Annotated in this window: 19 protein-coding genes, 1 tRNA gene and 2 pseudogenes; 18 read left to right on the top strand and 4 right to left on the bottom strand. The window is 70.2% G+C overall.

Annotation, left to right across the window (positions count from 1 at the left end):
* Positions 1-32 precede the first annotated feature (32 nt).
* The 7 genes from ABZZ20_RS17725 (at position 33) to ABZZ20_RS17695 (ending at position 6,860) form a co-directional block, all read left to right on the top strand.
* Complete coding sequence (locus ABZZ20_RS17725; protein WP_356870380.1) at positions 33-962, top strand: siderophore-interacting protein; 930 nt, start codon at positions 33-35, stop codon at positions 960-962.
* Positions 963-1,103: 141 nt separating this feature from the next.
* Positions 1,104-2,594 (top strand): aspartate aminotransferase family protein, encoded by a 1,491-nt coding sequence (locus ABZZ20_RS17720; RefSeq protein ID WP_356870378.1) that lies wholly within the window; start codon positions 1,104-1,106, stop codon positions 2,592-2,594.
* Positions 2,578-3,897, top strand: coding sequence for a SidA/IucD/PvdA family monooxygenase (locus ABZZ20_RS17715; RefSeq protein WP_356870376.1), 1,320 nt, complete (start codon positions 2,578-2,580; stop codon positions 3,895-3,897). The genes ABZZ20_RS17720 and ABZZ20_RS17715 overlap by 17 nt, the downstream gene beginning before the upstream one ends.
* A complete protein-coding gene (locus ABZZ20_RS17710; RefSeq protein WP_356870374.1) occupies positions 3,894-4,484 on the top strand; it encodes a GNAT family N-acetyltransferase in 591 nt (196 codons plus the stop codon). Before ABZZ20_RS17715 ends, ABZZ20_RS17710 begins: the two co-directional genes overlap by 4 nt.
* Positions 4,481-6,262: an IucA/IucC family siderophore biosynthesis protein gene (locus ABZZ20_RS17705; protein ID WP_356870372.1), complete on the top strand. Its 1,782-nt coding sequence runs from the start codon at positions 4,481-4,483 to the stop codon at positions 6,260-6,262. The genes ABZZ20_RS17710 and ABZZ20_RS17705 overlap by 4 nt, the downstream gene beginning before the upstream one ends.
* A gap of 65 nt (positions 6,263-6,327) precedes the next feature.
* A complete protein-coding gene (locus ABZZ20_RS17700; RefSeq protein WP_356870370.1) occupies positions 6,328-6,666 on the top strand; it encodes a Scr1 family TA system antitoxin-like transcriptional regulator in 339 nt (112 codons plus the stop codon).
* Positions 6,663-6,860: a DUF397 domain-containing protein gene (locus tag ABZZ20_RS17695; protein ID WP_356870368.1), complete on the top strand. Its 198-nt coding sequence runs from the start codon at positions 6,663-6,665 to the stop codon at positions 6,858-6,860. Before ABZZ20_RS17700 ends, ABZZ20_RS17695 begins: the two co-directional genes overlap by 4 nt.
* A gap of 265 nt (positions 6,861-7,125) precedes the next feature.
* Here ABZZ20_RS17695 and ABZZ20_RS17690 read toward each other — a convergent pair whose 3' ends face one another.
* Positions 7,126-8,709: a beta-N-acetylhexosaminidase gene (locus ABZZ20_RS17690; protein WP_356870366.1), complete on the bottom strand. Its 1,584-nt coding sequence runs from the start codon at positions 8,707-8,709 to the stop codon at positions 7,126-7,128.
* A 53-nt stretch (positions 8,710-8,762) separates the two neighbouring features.
* Between ABZZ20_RS17690 and ABZZ20_RS17685 the strand changes: the two genes are divergently transcribed.
* From ABZZ20_RS17685 to glmS, 3 genes are all read left to right on the top strand, one after another.
* A complete protein-coding gene (locus tag ABZZ20_RS17685; protein ID WP_356870365.1) occupies positions 8,763-9,659 on the top strand; it encodes a DUF4429 domain-containing protein in 897 nt (298 codons plus the stop codon).
* 109 nt (positions 9,660-9,768) lie between these two features.
* A complete protein-coding gene (locus tag ABZZ20_RS17680; protein ID WP_030008735.1) occupies positions 9,769-10,044 on the top strand; it encodes a hypothetical protein in 276 nt (91 codons plus the stop codon).
* A gap of 61 nt (positions 10,045-10,105) precedes the next feature.
* On the top strand, positions 10,106-11,923 hold the full coding sequence (gene glmS, locus ABZZ20_RS17675) for a glutamine--fructose-6-phosphate transaminase (isomerizing) (protein ID WP_356870364.1): 1,818 nt from the start codon (positions 10,106-10,108) through the stop codon (positions 11,921-11,923).
* Positions 11,924-12,033: 110 nt separating this feature from the next.
* Here the strand turns inward: glmS and ABZZ20_RS17670 are convergent, their stop codons facing one another.
* Together ABZZ20_RS17670 and ABZZ20_RS17665 are read right to left on the bottom strand one after the other, a co-directional pair.
* On the bottom strand, positions 12,034-12,600 hold the full coding sequence (locus ABZZ20_RS17670) for a GPR1/FUN34/YaaH family transporter (protein WP_356870362.1): 567 nt from the start codon (positions 12,598-12,600) through the stop codon (positions 12,034-12,036).
* 99 nt (positions 12,601-12,699) lie between these two features.
* Positions 12,700-13,230 carry a universal stress protein gene (locus ABZZ20_RS17665; RefSeq protein WP_356870360.1) on the bottom strand — a complete coding sequence of 177 codons (531 nt, stop codon included), beginning with the start codon at positions 13,228-13,230 and terminating at the stop codon, positions 12,700-12,702.
* A 339-nt stretch (positions 13,231-13,569) separates the two neighbouring features.
* On the opposite strand from ABZZ20_RS17665, the gene ABZZ20_RS17660 reads away from it, so the two are divergent.
* From ABZZ20_RS17660 to ABZZ20_RS17645, 4 genes are all read left to right on the top strand, one after another.
* Complete coding sequence (locus ABZZ20_RS17660) at positions 13,570-14,004, top strand: hypothetical protein (protein ID WP_356870358.1); 435 nt, start codon at positions 13,570-13,572, stop codon at positions 14,002-14,004.
* A 374-nt stretch (positions 14,005-14,378) separates the two neighbouring features.
* Positions 14,379-15,551, top strand: coding sequence for a helix-turn-helix domain-containing protein (locus ABZZ20_RS17655; RefSeq protein WP_356870356.1), 1,173 nt, complete (start codon positions 14,379-14,381; stop codon positions 15,549-15,551).
* A 92-nt stretch (positions 15,552-15,643) separates the two neighbouring features.
* Positions 15,644-16,246 carry an oligoribonuclease gene (gene orn / locus ABZZ20_RS17650; RefSeq protein ID WP_356870354.1) on the top strand — a complete coding sequence of 201 codons (603 nt, stop codon included), beginning with the start codon at positions 15,644-15,646 and terminating at the stop codon, positions 16,244-16,246.
* Positions 16,247-16,352: 106 nt separating this feature from the next.
* Positions 16,353-16,425, top strand: a tRNA-His gene (locus ABZZ20_RS17645).
* Positions 16,426-16,544: 119 nt separating this feature from the next.
* Here ABZZ20_RS17645 and ABZZ20_RS17640 read toward each other — a convergent pair.
* Positions 16,545-17,624, bottom strand: coding sequence for a LacI family DNA-binding transcriptional regulator (locus ABZZ20_RS17640; RefSeq protein WP_356870352.1), 1,080 nt, complete (start codon positions 17,622-17,624; stop codon positions 16,545-16,547).
* 102 nt (positions 17,625-17,726) lie between these two features.
* Here ABZZ20_RS17640 and ABZZ20_RS17635 point away from each other — a divergent pair.
* From ABZZ20_RS17635 to ABZZ20_RS17620, 4 genes and pseudogenes are all read left to right on the top strand, one after another.
* Positions 17,727-19,048, top strand: a pseudogene (locus tag ABZZ20_RS17635) (ABC transporter substrate-binding protein).
* Positions 19,032-20,039: a sugar ABC transporter permease gene (locus tag ABZZ20_RS17630; protein WP_356870350.1), complete on the top strand. Its 1,008-nt coding sequence runs from the start codon at positions 19,032-19,034 to the stop codon at positions 20,037-20,039. Before ABZZ20_RS17635 ends, ABZZ20_RS17630 begins: the two are co-directional and overlap by 17 nt.
* Positions 20,036-20,860: a carbohydrate ABC transporter permease gene (locus ABZZ20_RS17625; protein ID WP_356870348.1), complete on the top strand. Its 825-nt coding sequence runs from the start codon at positions 20,036-20,038 to the stop codon at positions 20,858-20,860. The genes ABZZ20_RS17630 and ABZZ20_RS17625 overlap by 4 nt, the downstream gene beginning before the upstream one ends.
* Positions 20,857-22,226, top strand: a pseudogene (locus ABZZ20_RS17620) (GH1 family beta-glucosidase). The gene ABZZ20_RS17625 and the pseudogene ABZZ20_RS17620 overlap by 4 nt, the downstream one beginning before the upstream one ends.
* Positions 22,227-22,336 lie beyond the last annotated feature (110 nt).

The raw sequence follows: 22,336 nt of genomic DNA, 5'->3' as shown, positions 1-22,336 counted from the left end.
ACGCCGCTTCCACTCCCAGGGAGACCTTCCGCATGACCGCCACCGCACCCGAAGCCCCGTCCGGCACCGCGGCCGACGCCATCCCGGCCGTCACGCCCTTCCGGTTCTTCGCACTCGAAGTGCTCCGCACCCGCCGGCTCGGACACTCCTTCCTGCGGGTCACGTTCGGCGGCGAGTCCCTCGCGGGCTTCCGTTCGGGCGGCTACGACCAGAGCCTCTCGCTCTTCCTGCCGCCCGCCCACCGGGAGCACACCGTACTCCCGTCCACGGACGAGGCCACCTGGTTCGCGGCCTGGCGGGCCGTGCCGGACGAGGAGCGGCCGGTGATGCGCTCGTACACCGTGCGCGAACAGCGCCGCACGTCCGGGGGCGGCTGCGAGATCGACATCGACTTCGTTCTGCACGGGGACGCTTCGCCCGCTTCGTACTGGGCCGGGCGGGCCGTGACCGGCCGCCGGATCATGGCCATCGGCCCGGCCGTCGCCGAGAACAAGTCGGTGCGCTTCCGGCCGCCGGCCGCCACCGACGCCCTGTTGATGTACGCGGACGAGACCGCGCTCCCCGCAGCCGCCGCGATCCTGGAACGGCTCGCCTCCGGCACGCGCGTCACGGCCTTCTTCGAGGTCCCGCACGCAGATGACCGACTGCCCCTGTCCACCCCCGCCGACGTGGACCTCACCTGGATCGTGCGGGCTCGGGGCGCGGGCAAGGAACGCACCGAGCGGGTGTTGGACGTGCTCCGGGCGGCCGAACTGCCGAGCGCCGAAGCCCCGTACGTCTGGCTCGCGGGCGAGGCCGGCACGATCCGGGCCGTTCGTCGGCACGTCGTGCAGGAACGATTCATCGATCGGCGCGCGGTGCGCTTCACCGGTTACTGGCGCCTCGGCGCGAGCGAGGAGGAACTCCTCGCCGAGGCGTACGCGGGCAAGGCAGCCAGCGAGGACCCCGCGTCCGCGCTGTAGCAACTCCCGCTCCCCTAGGCCTCGTTCAACGATGGGCCCCGGCTTCCGGCCGGGGCCCATCGCCATTTGGCCCATCAGTTAGGTTAGGCTAACCTAAGCAACATCTCCCCACCCCCCTCTCCCCCTGCCGGAGGAACGTTGATGCGCTCGCATCTACTGAATGAGACGACCGCTGACCTCTACCGGCGTTCCCTCACCGAAGGCGTCGAGCGCGTCGCCGCCAAACTCGCGACCACGCAACGGCCCCACACGGGCATCTCCGTCGACGAACTCGCCCCGGTCATCGACGCGATCGACCTGGACCGGCCGCTCGAAGACCCCGCCGCCGTCCTCGACGAACTGGAAGAGGTCTACCTGCGCGACGCGGTGTACTTCCACCACCCGCGCTACCTGGGCCACCTCAACTGCCCGGTCGTCATCCCCGCCGTACTCGGCGAAGCCGTCCTCTCGGCCGTCAACTCCTCCCTGGACACCTGGGACCAGTCCATCGGCGGCACGCTCATCGAGCGCCGCCTGATCGACTGGACCGCCGGACGCATCGGCCTCGGCCCGGGCGCGGACGGCGTCTTCACCTCCGGCGGAAGCCAGTCCAACTTCCACGCACTCCTGCTGGCCCGCGACGAGGCCTGCCGCACGGTGATCAAGAACAGCGAGCACGAGCTCCCCAAGTCCGAGGTCCTGCCCAAGCTGCGCATCTTCACGTCCGAGGCCAGCCACTTCAGCGTTCAGAAATCGGCCGCCATGCTCGGCCTCGGCTACGAGGCCGTCATCACCGTCCCGGTCGACCGCAACCGCCGCATGGACACCGCCGTGCTCGCCCTGGAACTGGAGAGCTGCACCCAGGAGGGCCTGTTCCCGATGGCCGTCGTCGCCACGGCCGGCACCACCGACTTCGGGTCCATCGACCCGCTCCCCGAGATCGCCCGGCTGGCCGCCGAGCACTGCGCGTGGATGCACGTGGATGCCGCGTACGGCTGCGGACTGCTGGTCTCCCCGACCCACCGGCACCTGCTCGACGGCATCGAACTGGCCGACTCGGTCACTGTCGACTACCACAAGTCCTTCTTCCAGCCCGTCAGTTCCAGCGCCGTCCTGGTCCGCGACCGCGACACCCTGAAGCACGCCACGTACCACGCGGACTACCTCAATCCGCGCCGCATGGCGCAGGAGCGGATTCCGAACCAGGTCGACAAGTCCATCCAGACCACCCGCCGCTTCGACGCGCTCAAGCTCTGGATGACCCTGCGCACCATGGGGGCCGACGGCCTCGGCTCGCTCTTCGACGAGGTCATCGACCTGGCCGCGGCGGGCTGGGACCTCATCGACGCCGACCCCCGCTTCGAGGTCGTCGTCCGCCCGCAGATCTCCACCCTCGTCTTCCGCTACGTCCCCGCCCCGGATGCCGGCGAGGTGCGCGCCGACCTCCTCGACGAGGCCAACCTGCACGCCCGCAACGCACTGTTCGCCTCCGGTGAGGCCGTCGTCGCCGGCACCAAGGTCGACGGTGCCCAGTACCTGAAGTTCACCCTCCTCAACCCGCAGACCACGACGGCCGACATCGCGGCCGTCCTCGACCTCCTCGCGTCCCACGCCGAGCAGTACCTGGGAGAATCCCTTGCAGTCGTCTCGTGAGCCCCGTGCCCCCCGTCGGCCCCACGATTTCATCGGTATCGGCCTCGGTCCCTTCAACCTGGGACTCGCCTGCCTGACCGCACCGATCGGCGAGCTCGACGGCCTCTTCATCGAGACGAAGCCGCACTTCGAGTGGCACGCCGGCATGTTCCTGGACGGTGCGCACCTGCAGACGCCGTTCATGTCGGACCTGGTCACGCTGGCCGACCCGACCTCGCCGTTCTCCTTCCTGAACTACCTGAAGGAAAAGGACCGGCTGTTCTCCTTCTACATCAGGGAGAACTTCTACCCGCTGCGGACCGAGTACAACGACTACTGCCGCTGGGCCGCCGACCGCCTCGACAACGTGCGGTTCTCCACCTCCGTCACCAAGGTCGGGTACGACGAGCGGACCGGACTCTACGAGGTCCACACCGACCGCGGCGAGATCCACCTCGCCCGCCGCCTGGTCCTGGGCACCGGCACCCCGCCGTTCGTCCCGCCGGCCTGCGCCGGGCTGGGCGGCGACTTCACGCACAACTCGGCCTACGTGCAGAACAAGGCGGAGCTCCAGCAGAAGAAGTCGATCACGCTCATCGGCTCCGGCCAGAGCGCCGCGGAGATCTACTACGACCTCCTGTCCGAGATCGACGCGTACGGCTACCAGCTCAACTGGGTGACCAGGTCCCCTCGGTTCTTCCCGCTGGAATACACGAAGCTGACGCTGGAGATGACCTCCCCGGAGTACGTGGACTACTTCCACGCGCTCCCCGAGGAAACCCGCTACCGGCTCGAAAGCCAGCAGAAGAACCTCTTCAAGGGCATCGACGGCGAGCTGATCAACGCCATCTTCGACCTGCTCTACCAGAAGAAGGTCACCTCGCCGGGCCCGGTCCCGACCACCCTGCTGACCAACACCGCGCTGAACTCGGCGGTGTACGACACCACCACGGGCACGTACGCCCTGGGCCTGCGCCAGGAGGAGCAGGAACGCGACTTCACCCTCACCACCGAGGGCCTGGTCCTCGCGACGGGTTACAGGTACACCCTCCCGGAGTTCCTCTCCCCCATCCGCGACCGCCTCAACTTCGACGGTCACGGTCGCCCCGACGCGGCCCGCAACTACAGCATCGACGTGACCGGCCGCGAGGTCTTCCTGCAGAACGGCACGGTCCACAACCACTCCATCACCTCGCCCGACCTGGGCATGGCCGCCTACCGCAACGCGTACATCGTGGGCGAGATCCTCGGCCGCGAGCACTACAAGGTCGAGAAGTCCATCGCGTTCCAGCAGTTCGCGGCCCCGGAAGGCATGCACGCATGAGCACCACCACGAATCCCCTGTACACGCGCACGGACGCCGTCCTCGGCAGCTTCGCCATCCGCCCGCTGGACCCCTTCGCCGACGCGGAGCTGCTCCACGGCTGGGTCACCCACCCCAAGGCCGCGTTCTGGATGATGCAGGACGCCTCGCTGCCGGACGTCGAGCGCGAGTACATGAAGATCGCCGCTGCGGAGCACCACGACGCCTTCATCGGCCTCCACGAGGGCCGCCCGGCCTTCCTGATGGAGAAGTACGACCCGAGCGAGCTCGAACTGGTCGGCCTGTATGAGGCCCTGCCGGGCGACGTGGGCATGCACTTCCTCGTCGCACCGAGCGACCGGCCGCTGCACGGGTTCACCCGCGCCGTGATCACCACGGTGATGGCCGCGCTGTTCGCCGACCCGGCGACCGAGCGGGTCGTGGTGGAGCCGGACGTGGAGAACACGGCGGTGCACGCCCTGAACGAGGCGGTCGGCTTCGTCGCCGACGGCCCGGTCCGGAAGCCGGAGAAGGAAGCCCTGCTGAGTTTCTGCACGCGTGCGCAGTTCGAGACGGCCACCGGCATCGTGACGGGAGCCTCGATATGAGCCTCGCCGACGCGATCGCGCACCTCTCCCCCGACCTGTGGGCCCGTGCGAACCGCGCTCTGGTCCGCAAGGCTCTGGCCGAGTTCTCGCACGAACGCCTCCTGGCGCCGAGGCCGCTCGGCGACTCGACGTACTCGGTCCTGAGCGACGACGCCTCGGTCGAGTACCGCTTCACGGCCACCCTGCACGCCCTGGACCACTGGGCGGTGGACGAGGCCTCGATCACCCGCCGCCGGGACGGCGCCGAGCTCCCGTTGGACGCCCTCGACTTCCACATCGAGATGCGCGAGGCGCTGGGTCTGAGCCCGGAGGTCCTGCCGGTCTACCTGGAGGAGATCTCCTCGACCCTGGCGGGCTCCGGCTTCAAGTACACGAAGCCGCAGGTCCCGGCCGCCGTCCTGGCGAAGGCCTCGTTCCAGGACATCGAGACGGGCATGACCGAGGGCCACCCCTGCTTCGTGGCCAACAACGGCCGCCTCGGTTTCGGCGTGCACGAGTACCTCTCGTACGCGCCGGAGACCGCCAGTCCGGTCCACCTGGTGTGGGTCGCGGCCCGCAAGGACGTCTCCACCTTCACGGCGGGCGCCGGCCTGGACCACGACGCGTTCGTGCGCGCGGAGCTGGGCGACGCGACGCTGGAACTCTTCGCGGCGAAAATGCGGTCCATGGGCCTGGACCTGGCGGACTACCACCTGCTGCCCGTCCACCCCTGGCAGTGGTGGAACAAGACGACGGTCACCTTCGCCGCCGAGATAGCCAACCGTCGCCTGGTCCTGCTGGGCGAGGGCGAGGACGCGTACCTCGCGCAACAGTCGATCCGCACGTTCTTCAACACCACCACCCCCACCAAGCACTACGTCAAGACGGCCATCTCGGTCCTGAACATGGGCTTCATGCGGGGCCTGTCGGCCGCCTACATGGAGGCCACCCCGGCGATCAACGACTGGCTGCACCGACTGATCGAGGGCGACGAGGTCCTGCGGTCGGTGGACTTCTCGATCATTCGCGAGCGGGCGGCCATCGGCTACCACCACCGCCAGTACGAGCGCGCCACCGACCGCTACTCGCCGTACCGCAAGATGCTGGCGGCCCTGTGGCGCGAGTCCCCGGTGAATGCGATCCGGGGTGAGGAGCGCCTGGCCACGATGGCGTCCCTCCTCCATGTGGACGCGGAGGGCACGTCCTTCGTCGGCGCCCTGATCGAGGAATCGGGGCTGACCCCGGCCGAGTGGCTCCACCACTACCTCCGGGCCTACCTCGTCCCCCTCCTGCACTGCTTCTACCAGTACGACCTCGCGTACATGCCGCACGGAGAGAACACGATCCTCGTCATCGAGAACGGCGTGGTGAAGCGGGCGATCTTCAAGGACATCGCCGAGGAGATCGTGGTCATGGACCCGGACGCGGTCCTGCCGCCGGCCGTCGAGCGGGTCCGGGCGGACATCCCGGAGGACATGAAACTGCTGTCGATCTTCACGGACGTCTTCGACTGCTTCTTCCGCTTCCTGGGCTCGATCCTCGCCACGGAGGGCATCTGCGAGGAGGACACCTTCTGGCAGGCGGTCGCGGACTGCGGCCACGCCTACCAGGACTCGATGCCGGCCCTCGCCGACCGCTTCGCCCGCTACGACCTCTTCGCGGACGAGTTCCAGCTGTCCTGCCTCAACCGCCTCCAGCTGCGCAACAACAAGCAGATGGTCGACCTCGCCGACCCGGCGGCGGCCCTCCAGCTGATCGGCACCCTCAAGAACCCCGTCGCGCCCTTCGCACGACGGTGAACCGGGGACGGGCAGGCGGTCGATACGGTCCCTCGACCCCCTGCCCGTCCCCACCGCCCGAAGGCGTGTCCGCGAAGCCCTGTCCGCCCTCTTCGCGGACAAGTCGACTGCTGGAGGCCGGGGAACGCTACAACGTGACGGTTCAGATGCTGCCTGCTTCGGCAAGCAGGGCGGCAGGTGTCGCCGGGCCGTTCGTCAGCTTCTCCTTCGGTGACGAACCGACTGTAGAGGCCGTCGCCTTGGAGAACCTGGCGAACACTTCGGTGATCGAAGCGCCGGACGATCTTGCCCTCTACGTGCACGTCTTCGACCGGCTACGCTCCACAGCGCTGTCTCCCGAGGAGACGGCAGACCGCATCCGGCAGTTGCTCAAGAACGCGCACATCACGGGAGAGAGACCATGACCGCAGAGATCGTCAGCGCGTACCGCAAGTCCTCCTACTCCGGCCAGCGGGGCGACTGCGTCGAAGTGGCGGAGACGGCGGACGGCGGGCGTGCTGTGCGGGACAGCAAGGACGCCGGCCGACCCGGGCTCCGGTGCACAGCGTCCGCCTGGGTGGCCTTCATCCTCGACCTGAAGGAGTCAGCGCTCGCCTGACCCCGTGCACGCAGGTGCGGCTGGCCCCAGCTACGGGGTGCCGAAGATGTCCGCAGACATCGCGTTGAGATCAGCGAGCGATCGGCTCGGATCGGCTCGGCGTTCTCGGCCGCGATCAGTTCGTCCACCGACAGGCTCGGCCGTCGGAGCGGGAAGACCGGATCGTCCGAGCTGTGGGTGCTCATCAGGACCTCCCGGTCCGAGGCATCTGGCAAAGAGCGATGACCGGCGCCGAATTCACCTCCGGGTGTGGCGGGCGCGGCGGCTACCCCCAGGGGACGTCCGGGGCGCGGTAGTAGGTGATGTCCTGGGCGTCCAGGCGGGGGGCCTGGGCCGCCAGGCGGGCGCGGTACTCCGTCCAGTTCCGCGGGCCCTGGCTCCAGCCGAGTTCCGCCAGGCCCAGGACCCGCGGGAAGGCCATGAACTCCAGGTCGGGCCGGGTGGCGATGGTCTCCGTCCAGAGCGGGGCCTCCACACCCAGGACCGAGGATTCCTGGACTCCGGCCAGGTACGCCCCCGGGTTCCAGTCGTACGCCCTGCGCACCGGGACGTAGCCGGCCCAGGCCAGGCCCGGCTTGGTCGTCTGGTCGTACTTCATGTCCAGGTAGAGCCGGTCCGCCGGCGACAGGATCAGTGGGTGGCCCGCCTTCGCCGCCGCGGTCACCGCCGCCTTCTCGGCCGCGGCGGTCTTGTCGTGGCCCCAGTACTGGAGCACCGCCCCCGGCGCCGGGCGGGCCGACGCGAGCTGGTGCCAGGCCACCACCGTCTTGCCGTGGCGGGCCACCACCTGTTGGGCGCGGTCCATGAACGCCGCGTAGTCCGCCGCCGGCGTCGAGTGGGCCTCGTCGCCGCCGATGTGCAGGTAGCGACCCGGCGTCAGCTCCGCCAGCTCCCCGAGCACCTCGTCGATGAACTCGTACGTCCGCTCCTTGCCGACGCAGAGGGAACTGAAGCCGACCTTGATCCCCGTGTAGCGGTCCCGCGCCTTCCCGTCGCAGTTCAGCTCCGCGTAGGAGGCCTGGGCCGCGTTCACGTGCCCGGGCATGTCGATCTCCGGGACCACGTCCACGTACCGGTCGCCGGCGTACGCCACCAGGTCCCGGTACTGGTCCTTGGTCCAGTGGCCGCCCGGCCCGCCGCCGACCTCGCTGCCGCCGCCGTACTGCGCCAGCCGCGGCCAGGAGTCGATCGCGATCCGCCAGCCCTGGTCGTCGGTCAGGTGCAGGTGCAGCGTGTTGACCTTGTACTCGGCGAGCTGGTCGACGTACCGCTTCACCTGGTCCACCGTGAAGAAGTGGCGGGCGACGTCGAGCATGGCCCCCCGGTACGCGAACCGGGGCGCGTCGGTGATCTGGCCGCCGGGCACCGTCCCCGGCCCGGACACCGGCAGCAACTGGCGCAGCGTCTGCCCGGCGTGGAACAGGCCGGCCGGGGTGCGGGCGGTCAGGGTGACGCCGCGGGGACCGGAGTCCAGCCGGTAGCCCTCGGCGCCGACCCCCTCGGCGTGGTCGTCGATCCGTAGCAGGATGCCGTCGCCCTCCGCGGCGTCCACCACGGGCAGCGGCAGCCCGGTGGGGCCGCGCAGCTGCTCCGCGAGGAGCTCTCCGACGCGGCGGACGTCCTCGTCACCGGGTCGGCCGGCACGGATGACCGTGCCGGCACCGACCGGGTAGCCGGGGCCGGCCGCGCGGGCGGAGGCCGGGGCGGGCAGGAGACGTGCGTAGGGGGTGGGGGCGGTGGCGGGGGGCGGTACGTCCCCGGGTCTGGCGTCGCCGCCGCGGGGGGTGGCGCAGGAGACGACCGCGCCGAGGACGAGGAGGGTGCCGAGCGTGCGTCGCAGGACTCTCATGGCCCAGGTATAGGGGTCAACTGCCGTGCAGGGGGCGGTGCGAGAATCGCAGGATGGCGGAAATCATCCAGAAGGACGGTACGTGGACGTTCGACGGGGACGCGGTGCGCATCGTGCCGGGCCGCGACAAGGGGGTGGGTCTGCTGCGCCAGACCCTCGGCGAGGTGCTCGTACCGCTGCGGGCCCTGGCGGGGATCAGCTACGAGCCGGGGCGCAAGACGGGGCGACTGCGGCTGAAGCTGCGTGACGGCGCCTGTCCGTTGCTCCAGGTGACCGGCGGGCGGCTGCCGGAGGCTTCCGACCCGTACCGGTTGAGCGTGGAGTCGGACCGGGCCGGGGTGGCGGAGTACTTCGTGGACGAGGTGCGCAATGCGCTCCTGCTGGACCAGGTGGACCCCGGCCCGGTGGACGCGTACCTGCTGCCGGGGCCGGCCGTGCCGATCACGGTGGGGGCGGGTGACGGGACGGTGGCCTTCGACGGGGACCGGGTGTGGCTGGACTGGAACTGGACGACGGAGGAGGCGAAACGCTCCGGCGGGCCGCGCCAGTTCCGGGTCGCGGACCTGCGGGCGGTGGAGTGGTCCCCGTCGAAGGGTCTGGACAACGGCTGGATCCGGTTCACCCTGGCGGGTGCGCCGACGGCTCCGGTGCCCAAGTACGACCCGTACACGGTGGAACTGTTCGGCTTCAAGAAGGACCCGCTGATGGCGCTGGCCGCGGCGGCCGTGGCGGTGCGGATGCCGCACCCCACGGCTCCGGCCGAGTCCGCCCCGGTCCTCGCCCCGGCGCCCGTACCGGAGCTCTCGGCCGCGGCCACCGAGCCGGCGGCGCCCGAGGACCACGACGCCCTGCTGCGCCGGCTGCGCGAGCTCGGCGATCTGCACCAGGCGGGCATCCTCACGGCCGAGGAGTTCGCCGCGGCGAAGCAGGCCGTTTTGCGGCGTTTCTAGTGGTTTCAGAGACCGGATTTGCGCATTCCTCTGGTCTGGACCAGAGGGATCCTGCCCGATTTCGGGCAGAATCTTTGCGTTCCCGGCCGAGGACCGTCAGTATCTACGGGTGCTCGACCGCCGCCCGTCTCATGACGATCTCGTCGACCACCTGGTGCGCAGCACCGCGCTCCAGCGCGGCGAGGCCGCCCGGGTGGTACTCGACGTGCTCGCGTACTTCGACGAGACGACCGAGGAATTCGTGCGCCGCCGCCACCGCGAACTGCAGTCCGGTGGCGCGGTGAACGCGGAGATCTTCGAACGGATCGCGGCCGAGCTGCCGCACCGCGCCGTGGCGCCGCCGGAGCTGTCGCTCCGACAGTTGCGCCGCATCGTCTACGGCTGAGCAACACGGCGCAGGCACCAGAGCGGCAAGAGCAACCGAACTTCAGGAGGGGCAAGACTTTATGTGCGGAATCGTGGGTTACATCGGCAAGCGTGACGTGGCACCGCTGCTGCTGGAAGGCCTGCAGCGACTGGAGTACCGCGGATACGACTCCGCGGGCATCGTCGTCAACAGCCCGAAGTCCACGGCCCTGAAGGTGGTCAAGGCCAAGGGTCGCGTCCGCGACCTGGAGGCCCGGGTTCCCAAGCGCTTCGCCGGCAGCACCGGTATCGCCCACACCCGCTGGGCCACCCACGGCGCGCCGAGCGACCTCAACTCCCACCCGCACCTCGACGCCGACAACAAGGTCGCGGTCGTCCACAACGGCATCGTCGACAACGCCGCCGAGCTCCGCGCCAAGCTGGAGTCCGAGGGTGTCGTCTTCCTCTCGGAGACCGACACCGAGGTCATCGTCCACCTCGTCGCCCGCTCCCAGGCCGAGACCCTGGAGGAGAAGGTCCGCGAGGCCGTCAAGGCGATCGAGGGCACCTACGGCATCGCCGTCATGCACGCCGACTTCGCCGACCGCATCGTCGTGGCCCGCAACGGCTCCCCGGTCGTCCTCGGCATCGGCGAGAAGGAGATGTTCGTCGCCTCGGACGTCGCCGCGCTCGTCGCCCACACCCGCCAGGTCGTCACGCTCGACGACGGCGAGATGGCCACTCTCAAGGCCGATGACTTCCGCACCTACACCACCAGCGGTGCCACCACCACGGCGACGCCGGAGACCGTGGAGTGGGAGGCCGCCTCGTACGACATGGGTGGCCACGACACCTACATGCACAAGGAGATCGCCGAGCAGCCCGACGCGGTCGACCGCGTGCTGCGCGGCCGGATCGACGACCGGTTCAACACCGTGCACCTGGGCGGCCTGAACCTGGACCCGCGCGAGGCGCGGGGCATCCGCCGGGTCAAGATCCTGGGCTGCGGCACCTCGTACCACGCGGGTCTGATCGGCGCCGGCCTCATCGAGAGCATGGCCCGCATCCCCGCGGACGCCGAGCCGGCTTCCGAGTTCCGCTACCGCAACCCGGTCGTGGACCCCGACACCCTCTACATCGCGGTCTCCCAGTCCGGCGAGACGTACGACGTGCTGGCCGCCGTGCAGGAGCTCAAGCGCAAGGGCGCCCGCGTCCTCGGCGTGGTCAACGTGGTCGGCTCGGCGATCGCCCGCGAGGCCGACGGCGGCGTCTACGTGCACGCCGGCCCCGAGGTCTGCGTGGTGTCCACCAAGTGCTTCACCAACACGGTCGTGGCCTTCGCGCTGCTCGCCGTGCACCTGGGCCGCATCCGGGACCTGTCGGTCACCGACGGCAAGCGGATCATCGAGGGCCTGCGCAAGCTGCCCGCCCAGATCCAGGAGATCCTCGAAGGCGAAGAGGACATCAAGAAGCTCGCGGCCGAGTACGCCGAGGCCAAGTCGATGATGTTCATCGGCCGGGTCCGCGGCTACCCGGTGGCCCTGGAGGCCTCCCTGAAGCTGAAGGAGATCTCCTACATCCACGCCGAGGCCTACCCCGCCTCGGAGCTCAAGCACGGCCCGCTCGCGCTCATCGAGCCGGCGATGCCGACGGTCGCCATCGTCCCGGACGACGACCTGCTGGAGAAGAACCGCGCGGCGCTGGAGGAGATCAAGGCCCGCAGCGGCCGGATCCTGGCGGTGGCCCACCGCGAGCAGGAGAAGGCCGACCACACCATCCTCGTGCCCAAGAACGAGGACGAGCTGGACCCGATCCTGATGGGCATCCCGCTCCAGCTGCTGGCCTACCACACGGCCCTGGCCCTGGGCCGGGACATCGACAAGCCGCGCAACCTGGCGAAGTCCGTCACCGTCGAGTAGGCATCGACGGAGCGGGCGTCGACCGCATCGGCACCGCCCGAGCGGGCAACACCGCACCACGACGTCGGCCTCCGTGCGCCCTGCGCACGGAGGCCGACGTCGTGTCGTGCTCAGCTCGCGGCGACCGCGCCGCGCCCGGCCTTGCCGAGCGCCATCGGCCAGTGCGCCAGTGCCGCGGTGGCCCCGTACCAGGCCAGCAGGCCGGACACGGCGGCGACCCAACCGCCGGCCTTGGCCAGCCCGCCGCTGTCCGCGAACGAGGCAACGGCCAGCAGGAGCAGGGAGAGGGTCAGCAGCGCGTACACGCCCTGGCCGAACACACCGCTCGCGGCCGCGAGGGTGAGGGTCAGTGCGAGCATCGCGAAGAGGACCAGAAACGTTCCGGCGGCCTGGTCGGAGACCGACGCGCCCGCACCCTTGGCCCAGGTGAACCAGAAGACGCCCAGGCCCGCGAACGCGGTGCCGTTGAAGCCGTTGCCGCCCCGGTACTCCAGGAGGCCGAGGAGGAAGAGGGCTGCTCCGCCGACGTACATCGCGAGCGACACGGAGTTGGCCGCGGACACGCCGTTGACGACGCCGGTGTGGCCGATACCGAATGCGAGAAGGGTGAGACCCAGGGCTATGTTCCCGAGGGTCGAAGTCGAGGCCGTGCTTCCCGCAGAGACACCATTGTCCACGGCGGGCTCCCTTCGATCTGCAGTTGTTTGCTGCGTCCCAGCAGCACTTATCTACCCTTTACATGGGGGTTCACAACCGCACAACCGACATACAGTGGGTTACGGAATGACAACAACCGGTCGCTGTGCGCGCTTGGCCAGGCGGCCGGCCACCGATCCGAAGATCCGACCCACGATCCCGTGCGTGGAGCCGACCACGATGGCATCCGCCGAATACTCCCGGCCGACCTCCTCCAGCTCGTGGCAGATGTCCCCGCCCCGCTCTACCAGGATCCACGGCACTTCGGCCAAATAGTCCGCGCAGGCGAGTTCCAGCCCCAGCACCTCGGTGCGGTGGTCCGGCACGTCCACGAAGACGGGCGGCTCGCAGCCCGCCCACACGGTGGTGGGCAGCCGATTGGCCACGTGCACGAGGATCAGGCCGGATCCGGACCGGCGGGCCATCCCGATCGCGTACGCGAGGGCGCGCTCACTGGACGTCGAGCCGTCGAAACCCACCACGACGCCGTGCCGGAAGGCCGGGTCGCAGGGGTGGCGCGTCTGCTCCGCCGCACGCAGGTCGCTCGACGTGTGGTCGGCGAGCGGTTTGCGCTTGCGGTCCGCGGGTTCGGGGAATTCGTGACCGGCCATGGATGTCTCGGCGAAGAGGTCCTCGGGGGAAGGGACAAGGCAACGGGGCGACAAGGGGCGAAAAAGCGACTCAGGGTGACGGAGCTCTGTCCGGGAAGCATCTTCCCGAGCCCATACCCACCAGGGTACGGCGACACTCCTGTCCTGCACAGGGCATGCCCTCGCTGGAGAGCGTCCCAGGGAGCATGCCGGAGCGAGGGCTCCTTGGCAATGGCCGCTGCCCCCTACAGCCAGTGACGAGCCACCGCGTGCGCCACCCGTGCGCGCAGTGACCGAGCCCCGCCGCGCACCGTTGGACAGGCGTCCGACCGTCCAGGAAGAGCCCGCAGGGAGCACGCCGTGCCCGGCCATCCGGTACACCCCGTCCAGCCCGCTCAGCCGACGCAATCCGTCTCGTACGTCGAGGCGACCCCCCGTTTCACCCCCGCCCCACTTCACCCGTCCGTGCAATCCGCGAGGCGTCCCCATGACGACCCTGCGGGTGACGTCGTACGGTGGGCCGCCTTCAGCTGCCTGCTCGTTCCCGTCGTGCTCGTCGTGTACGGAACCTCCTTCGGCGGGGCCGCCGTCGCCACGCTCGGCCTGGTCGCGGTCACCGCGGTGTGCCGGGCGATGCTGCGCTACTCCGAGAGGGCCGAACGCGCCGCCGCGGTCGTCGCGGCGCACCGGCTGCCGCCGGGCCGTCGCCGCCGGCGTGCGCGCGGCCGGAACGGCTCCGCGGGCGGCGCGCACCGCGGCTGCTGGAGCTCCGGTGGAGCCTCCCCTGAGGACTGACTGATTCGCACACCCACACCCGCACGTTTTCAGCCAACTTCCCGGCAGGGTGCCGGTCTTGTCGGAATGCCCCCTCAATCCCCCTACCACCAGCGACGACGGCGCCAGGGGGGCTCCGAGACCATACGGGTACTGGCCATGGCCGGACAACGAGCTTCCCACTCCGGTAGCGGAGTGGAACGCTTCCTGATCGAATGCTTTTCGCCAAGTTGCCAAGTCGACATAGCGCTGCGTGCTGAACTTGTCACGCCGACACCACGGGACGCAGTAGATTCGATCATGTTTTTACGGCGGGGGATCCACGTGCAAGGCCGAGGGGAAACGTGCAGGTGCGACCAGACCAAGGAGTCGCGACACCCAAGGGGGGCTTAGCCATGAGCCAGGATTCCACCGCCGTCATCGCGGACGCCGGCAGGAAACTCGCGGGGCGTCGCCGCAGAGAGATCGTCGCGGTGCTGCTTTTCAGCGGCGGACCGATCTTCGAGAGCTCCATTCCACTTTCCGTGTTCGGCATCGACCGGCAGGACGCGGGAGTTCCACGCTATCGACTGCTCGTCTGTGCCGGGGAGGACGGTCCGCTGCGGACCACCGGCGGACTCGAGCTCACCGCGCCTTACGGGTTGGAGGCGATCGCCCGGGCGGGCACGGTCGTCGTTCCCGCCTGGCGCTCCATCACTTCACCGCCGCCTCCGGAGGCCCTCGACGCACTGCGTCTGGCGCACGAGGAGGGGGCCCGGATCGTCGGACTGTGCACGGGAGCCTTCGTGCTCGCCGCTGCCGGCCTGCTCGACGGCCGCCCCGCGACGACGCACTGGATGTACGCGCCGACGCTGGCCAAGCGGTACCCGTCCGTCCATGTCGATCCGCGCGAGCTCTTCGTCGACGACGGCGACGTGCTCACGTCCGCGGGCACCGCGGCCGGAATCGACCTGTGCCTGCACATCGTGCGTACGGACCACGGCAGCGAGGCGGCTGGGGCACTGGCCCGCAGGCTCGTCGTCCCGCCGCGCCGCACGGGCGGCCAGGAGCGCTATCTCGACCGGTCGCTGCCGGAGGAGATCGGCGCCGACCCGCTGGCCGAGGTCGTCGCCTGGGCCCTGGAGCACCTCCACGAGCAGTTCGACGTGGAGACCCTCGCCGCCCGCGCGTACATGAGCCGGCGCACGTTCGACCGACGGTTCCGCTCGCTGACCGGAAGCGCCCCGCTGCAGTGGCTGATCACCCAACGGGTGCTCCAGGCACAGCGGCTGCTGGAGACCTCCGACTACTCGGTCGACGAGGTCGCCGGTCGCTGCGGGTTCCGCTCGCCGGTCGCGCTGCGCGGGCACTTCCGGCGGCAGCTGGGGTCCTCCCCGGCCGCCTACCGCTCCGCCTACCGGGCGCGTCGACCGCAGGCCGACGTGGCGCAGGCGGCCGAGATCTCCACGGGTCCGGTTCCGCACCAGCGCACTCCGCAGCCCCAGCGGGCGGCGGCGGCCCTGGCCGCGGCCGGCCCGACGGTGACGGAGCTGTACGCCCCGAACCGGGTCCTGCGCGAGCACGCGTAGGCCCCGCCCCGGGCACTGCCTGACGGAAGGTCCCCCACATCGGTCGTCACCGAGCGGGGGACCTTCCGTGTAATCCGCATAAGCTGGGCCACATGAACGATCGCATGGTGTGGATCGACTGCGAGATGACCGGGCTCTCGTTGACGGACGACGCACTTATCGAGGTGGCCGCGCTGGTCACCGACTCGGAGCTCAACGTGCTCGGCGAGGGCGTGGACATCGTGATCCGCCCGCCGGACGCTGCCCTGGAGACCATGCCCGACGTGGTGCGCGAGATGCACACCGCCTCGGGACTGCTGGACGAGCTGGCCGACGGGGTCACCCTCGCCGATGCCGAGGCTCAGGTCCTGGCCTACGTACGGAAACACGTGAAGGAGCCCCGCAAGGCTCCGCTGTGCGGAAACTCGGTCGGCACCGACCGCGGCTTCCTGCTGCGGGACATGCCGGCGCTGGAGAGCCACCTGCACTACCGGATCGTGGACGTGTCCTCGGTCAAGGAGCTGGCTCGCCGCTGGTACCCGCGGGCGTACTTCAACAGCCCGCCGAAGAACGGCAACCACCGGGCGCTCGCGGACATCAAGGAGTCCATCGCCGAGCTGCGCTACTACCGGGAGGCGGTCTTCGTGCCGCCGCCCGGACCCGACTCGGACACCGCGCGGTCCATCGCCGCCAAGCACACCGTGCCCGCCGAATAGGACCCGGCAGGAACCCCCGGAGACGGGTCGGGGAAAAGGGGGGAGCGAGCACCCTCCCGGACCCTGTACCCTTTTCTTCGGCCGGTCGGTTTTCCGACCGGACATGGTGGGTGTAGCTCAGCTGGTAGAGCACCTGGTTGTGGTCCAGGTGGCCGCGGGTTCAAGTCCCGTCACTCACCCTGCGAGAGGGCCCCGGTCCGCGAAAGCGGACCGGGGCCCTCTGCGTTGTCCGTGCCGAGGCCCGGGACGCAGGGGCTGTGGGCGTACGGGGTGCACCGGGCTGCGAGCGGTACGGGGCTCACGAGGACTCCCGCACCACCAGCTCGGTCGGCAGCACCACGGCCACCTCCCCCGTCTCCCCCGCGATCCGCTCCAGCAGCACCCGCGCCATGGTCCGGCCCATCTCCTCGATCGGCTGGCGGACGCTCGTCAGCGGCGGATCCATGTGCCGGGCCAGTACCGAGTCGTCGAAGCCGACCAGCGCCACGTCCTCGGGTATCCGGCGGCCCGCCGCACGCAGCTCGCGGCAGGCACCCGCCGCCATCACGTCGGAGGCAGCGAAGACCGCATCGAGGGAGGGACGACGCTCCAGCAGCTCGCGCATGGCCCGCCGGCCGCCGTCCTCGGTGAAGTCGCCGTCCGAGATCAGCATCTCGTCGACGGGAATCCCGGCGGCCGTCAAGGCCTGCCGGTAGCCGTCGAGCCGGCACTGCGCCCCGTACACGTCCAGCGAACCGGTGATGGTGGCTATCTCGCGCCGGCCCCGGCCGAGGAGGTGGCGCACCGCCTCGGCGGCGCCCGCCAGGTTGTCGGAGTCCACGCTGGGCAGCGTTTCGAAGGCCGAGCGCCGGCCGCTGATCACGGCGGGGATGCCGAGCTCGGCCAGCAACTCGGGCAGGGGGTCGCCGGCGTGGACGGAGACGAGGAGCACGCCGTCCACGCGGTGCGAGGCCAGGAACTGGGCGAGGCGGCGGCGCTCGCGGTCACTGCCGGCGAGGGTGAGGACGAGTTGGACGTCCGTCTCGGCGAGCTCGGTGCCGACCCCGCGGACCACGTCGGAGAAGTACGGCTCGGCGAAGAAACGGGCCTCGGGCTCGGGGACGACCAGGGCGACGGCATCGGCCCGGTTGGCGGCCAGGGCCCGGGCGGCGCGGTTGGGCACGTACCCGAGTTCGGCCACGGCGGCCTCGACGGCGGCCCTGGTGTGCGCGCTGACCTTGGAGGACCCGTTGATCACCCGGGAGACCGTGCCGCGCCCGACCCCGGCGCGCTCCGCGACCTCCTCCAGGGTCGGCCGTCCCCCTCTCCCCCGACTACCGCCGGGGACACCCCCGCCGGACTCCGTCCGGGGGGACCCCCATCGCCCGTGCCCGCTCATGGCTTCCTCCCGGCTCCGAATCTACCTCTTGACGGCTGTGGGAGCGCTCCCACACTGTGTCACACGACGCACGGCACGTTTCATCCTTCAGGGAGGATCCAGATGCGAGCCCGAAGAACCCTTGCCACGGCGATCGGCGCGATCGGCGCAGCAGCACTGCTGCTCGCCGGATGCGCACAGGACCCGACCGAAAGCGCACAACGGGGCGGAACGGCGGGAGACCCCGCGAAAACCACACTCACCATCGGCGTCTTCGGAGCCTTCGGGCTCCAGGAGGCGGGCCTGTACGAGGAGTACACGGCGCAGCATCCCGGCATCCGGATCGAGCAGACCTCCATCGAGCGGAACGAGAACTACTACCCGCAGCTCCTCACCCACCTGGGCACCGGCAGCGGGCTCGACGACATCCAGGCCGTCGAGGTCAACAACATCGCCGAGGTCACCGCGACCCAGGCGGACAAGCTGGTCAACCTGGGCAAGGCGCCGGGGGTGGACAAGGCGGCGTACCTGCCGTGGAAGTGGGCACAGGGCACGGCCAGGAACGGAGCGACGGTCGGCCTCGGGTCGGGACCGACATCGGCCCGCAGGGCATCTGCTACCGCAAGGACCTCTTCGCGGCGGCCGGGCTGCCGACCGACCGGGCGGCGGTCGGTGCGCTGTGGGCGGGCGACTGGAACAAGTACCTGGAGGTAGGCAAGGCCTACCGGGCGAAGGCGGGCGAGGGGAAGGCCTTCGTCGACTCGGCGTCCGGTGTGATGGCCGCGGTCACCAGCGGCAGCGCGCAGCGGTTCTACGACGACCAGGGCAAGGTGGTCTACAAGAGCAACCCGGCGGTGCGCGGGGCCTTCGACCTGGCCGCGCAGTTCGCCACCGAGGGACTGAGCGCGAAGCTCCAGCAGTTCACCCCCACCTGGGACCAGGGCTTCGCCAACGGCACGTTCGCCACCGTCTCCTGCCCGGCCTGGATGCTCGGCTACATCCAGGACAAGGCGGGCCCCGCCGGCAAGGACAAGTGGGACGTGGCGCAGGCTCCAAAGCCGAGCAACTGGGGCGGCTCGTTCCTGGTCGTACCGAAGGCGGGCAAGCACGCCGAGGAGGCGGCGAAGCTGGCGGCCTGGCTGACGGCTCCGGCGCAGCAGGCCCGGCTGTTCGAGAAGCGGGGGAGCTTCCCGAGTGCGAGCGCCGCGTACAAGCTGCCGGTGGTGGCGCAGGCGCAGCACGCGTACTTCGGCGGGGCGCCGATCGGGGAGATCTTCGCGCGGGCGGCCGAAGGGGTCCCGGTGACGGTGGTCGGTCCGAAGGACCTGGTGATCGCACAGAACCTGGCGGACATCGGGATGCTCCAGGTCGACCAGAAGGGCCGCACACCGCAAGAGGGCTGGGAGGCCGCGGTGAAGGCGATCGACAATGCCTTGGAGCAGTGAGGCCACGGTGACCGACGACACCGCTGCCCTGTCCCCCTCTTCCGTCCGGCCGAGGCGGGCGGAAGAGGGGGGCGGCCGGGGCCAGGCGTGGCGCTCGCGCCGTTACCGGTGGGACCTGCGCTGGAGCCCGTACGCCTTCGTGGCGCCCTTCTTCCTCTTCTTCGCCGCCTTCGGGCTGTTCCCCCTGCTGTACACGGGCTGGGCGGCGCTGCACCAGGTGGAGCTGACCGATCCGGACACCATGACCTGGGTGGGGCTGCGGAACTTCACCCGGCTGTGGGACGACGCGTTCTTCTGGAACGCGCTGCGCAACACCGTCACCATCGGTCTGCTGTCGACCGTTCCGCAGCTGCTGATCGCGCTCGGCCTGGCCCATCTGCTCCACTTCAGGATGCGGGGCGCCGCCTTCTTCCGGGTCGCGGTGCTCACCCCGTACGCGACCTCCGTGGCGGCGGCCACGCTCGTCTTCGTGCTGCTCTTCGGCCGGGACTACGGGATGGTCAACTGGGCGTTGCAGTCGCTCGGGTTCGGGGCGGTGGACTGGCAGAACGGTCCGTTCGCCTCGCAGTTGGCGGTCTCCACGATCGTGGTCTGGCGCTGGACCGGTTACAACGCCCTGATCTACCTGGCCGCGATGCAGGCCGTGCCCGGAGAGCTGTACGAGTCTGCGGCGCTGGACGGGGCCTCGCGGTGGCAGCAGTTCCGCCATGTGACGGTGCCCTCCCTGCGGCCGACGATCTTCTTCACCTGTGTGGTCTCGACGATCGGGGCGACCCAGCTCTTCGGCGAGCCGCTGCTGTTCAACGGCGGGGCGGGCGCCACGGGCGGCTCGGACCACCAGTTCCAGACGCTGGGCCTGTACCTGTACGAGCAGGGGTGGGTGAACCTGCACCTCGGGCGGGCTTCGGCGATCGCCTGGGCGATGTTCCTGATCCTGCTGCTGATCGCGGGCGCAGCCCGGCTGCTACGCGGAGCGGAGGCCCGGAGATGACTTCGATGCGCGCGGGCAAGGTGACGTACGCGGTCCTCGGGATCTTCACGCTGGGCTCGCTGTTCCCGCTGGTGTGGACGGCGATCGCGGCGTCGCGGAACAACACGCGGCTCGCCCAGACCCCGCCGCCGTTCTGGTTCGGCGGGAATCTGGGGCACAACCTCCAGGTCGCGTGGAGCGACGCCCACATGGGGACGGCCCTGCTGAACACCGCGGTCGTGGCGGGCACGGTCGCGGCCGGCACGGTGGTGTTCTCCACCCTGGCGGGCTTCGCCTTCGCCAAGCTCCGCTTCCGCGGGCGCCGGCCGCTACTGGCGGCCGTGGTCGGGACGATGCTGATCCCGCCGCAGCTGAGCGTGGTCCCGCTGTACATGCTGATCGCCGAGCTGTCCTGGACGGACCGGCTCCAGGCAGTGATCCTGCCGGGCCTGGTCTCGGCCTTCGGGGTGTTCTTCATGCGGCAGTACTTGGCGCAGGCGCTGCCGACAGAGCTGCTGGAGGCGGCCCGGACGGACGGAGCGAGTTCGCTGCGGACCGTGTGGCACGTGGTGTTCCCGGCGGCCAGGCCCGCAATGGCGGTGCTGGGGATGTTGACCTTCGTGATGGCCTGGAACGACTTCTTCTGGCCGATCGTCGCGCTGACCCAGAACGGCAACCCGACGGTGCAGGTGGCCCTGACGGGTCTGGGCCGGGGCTACATCCCCGACCAGTCGGTGATCATGGCGGGCGCGCTGCTGGGCACGCTCCCGCTGCTGCTGGTGTTCCTCGTCTTCGGCCGCCAGATCGTGGGCGGCATCATGCAGGGAGCGGTGAAGGGATGACCGAAGTGCTTTTCCCCGAGGGATTCCTGTGGGGTGCGGCCACGGCGGCGTACCAGATCGAGGGCGGCGCCGACCTGCGCGGCCCGTCCATCTGGGACACCTTCTGCCGTACGCCGGGCAAGGTGCACGCCGGTGACACGGGGGACGTGGCCGTGGACCACCACCGGCTGTGGCGTCAGGACGTAGGGCTGATGGCGGAGCTGGGACTGGGTGCGTACCGTTTTTCGGTGTCCTGGCCGCGGGTGCGCTCCGGCGGGATCGGCTTCTACGACGCGCTCGTGGACGAGTTGTTGGCGCACGGGATCCGCCCCTGCCCGACCCTGTACCACTGGGACCTGCCGCAGGAGTTGGAGAGCGGATCCTACGACGGCTCCACAGCGGGGGCGGCTGGCCCGAACGGGAGACGGCCTACGCCTTCGCCTCGTACGCCGCCGAGGTCGGGCGGGTGCTGGGGGATCGGGTGGAGCTGTGGACCACGCTCAACGAGCCCTGGTGCAGCGCCTTCCTGGGCTACGGCTCCGGGGTCCACGCCCCCGGCCGCACCTCCCCGGCAGACGCCCTGCGCGCCGCGCACCACCTCAACCTGGCCCACGGCCTGGCCTCGGCCGCACTCCCCTCGTCGGCGCGGGTCGGCATCGCACTCAACCCCAGCGCGATCCGGCCGCTGACCGGCTCTGCGGCCGACCTGGACGCGCAGCGGCGCATCGACGCCCTGGCGAACCGGATCTTCACCGGGCCGCTGCTGCACGGGGCTTATCCCGATGACCTGTTGGAGGACACCCGCACCGTCACCGACTGGTCCTTCGTACGCCCCGGCGACGAGGCGCTGATCCACCGGCCGCTGGGCTTCCTCGGCGTGAACTACTACACCCCGGCGGTGGTCTCGGCCGTCTCCGGCCCGACGGCCGGTCCACGAGCCGACGGCCACGGCAGCAGCAAACACTCCCCCTGGCCCGCAGCGGACTCGGTGGCCTTCCACCAGCCGCCGGGCGAGCGGACCGACATGAACTGGTCGATCGACCCGACCGGCCTGTACGACCTGCTGCTTCGTTTCACACGCGAGGCCCCGGGCCTGCCCCTGCTGGTGACCGAGAACGGCGCCGCGTACGCACCGGAGCTGCACGATCCTGCGCGCATCGCCTATCTGAAGGCCCACCTTGCGGCGGTGCACCGCGCGATGGAGGACGGGGCCCCGGTCGGGGGCTACTTCCTCTGGTCCCTGATGGACAACTTCGAGTGGTCCTACGGCTACAGCAAGCGCTTCGGCATCGTCCACGTGGACTACGCGACCCAGACGCGCACGCCCCGCTCCAGCGCCCACTGGTACGCCCGCCTGGCCCGGAGTGGAGTGCTCGATCCGGGCTGAGCCGGTCCATCGGACGAGATCGCCGCGGAACCCGTCCCAGGATTCGGTGTTCTCCCACGGCTCCCCCACTGCTCCCCATTGCTCCGGCGCAGCCGCGAGGCCGTAGCCCG

The sequence above is a fragment of the Streptomyces sp. NPDC006430 genome, from assembly GCF_040612395.1.
In the GTDB taxonomy this organism is placed as follows: domain Bacteria; phylum Actinomycetota; class Actinomycetes; order Streptomycetales; family Streptomycetaceae; genus Streptomyces.
The sequence above is the reverse complement of the archived record's forward strand: the minus strand, read 5'-3'. Positions and strand labels throughout refer to the sequence as shown.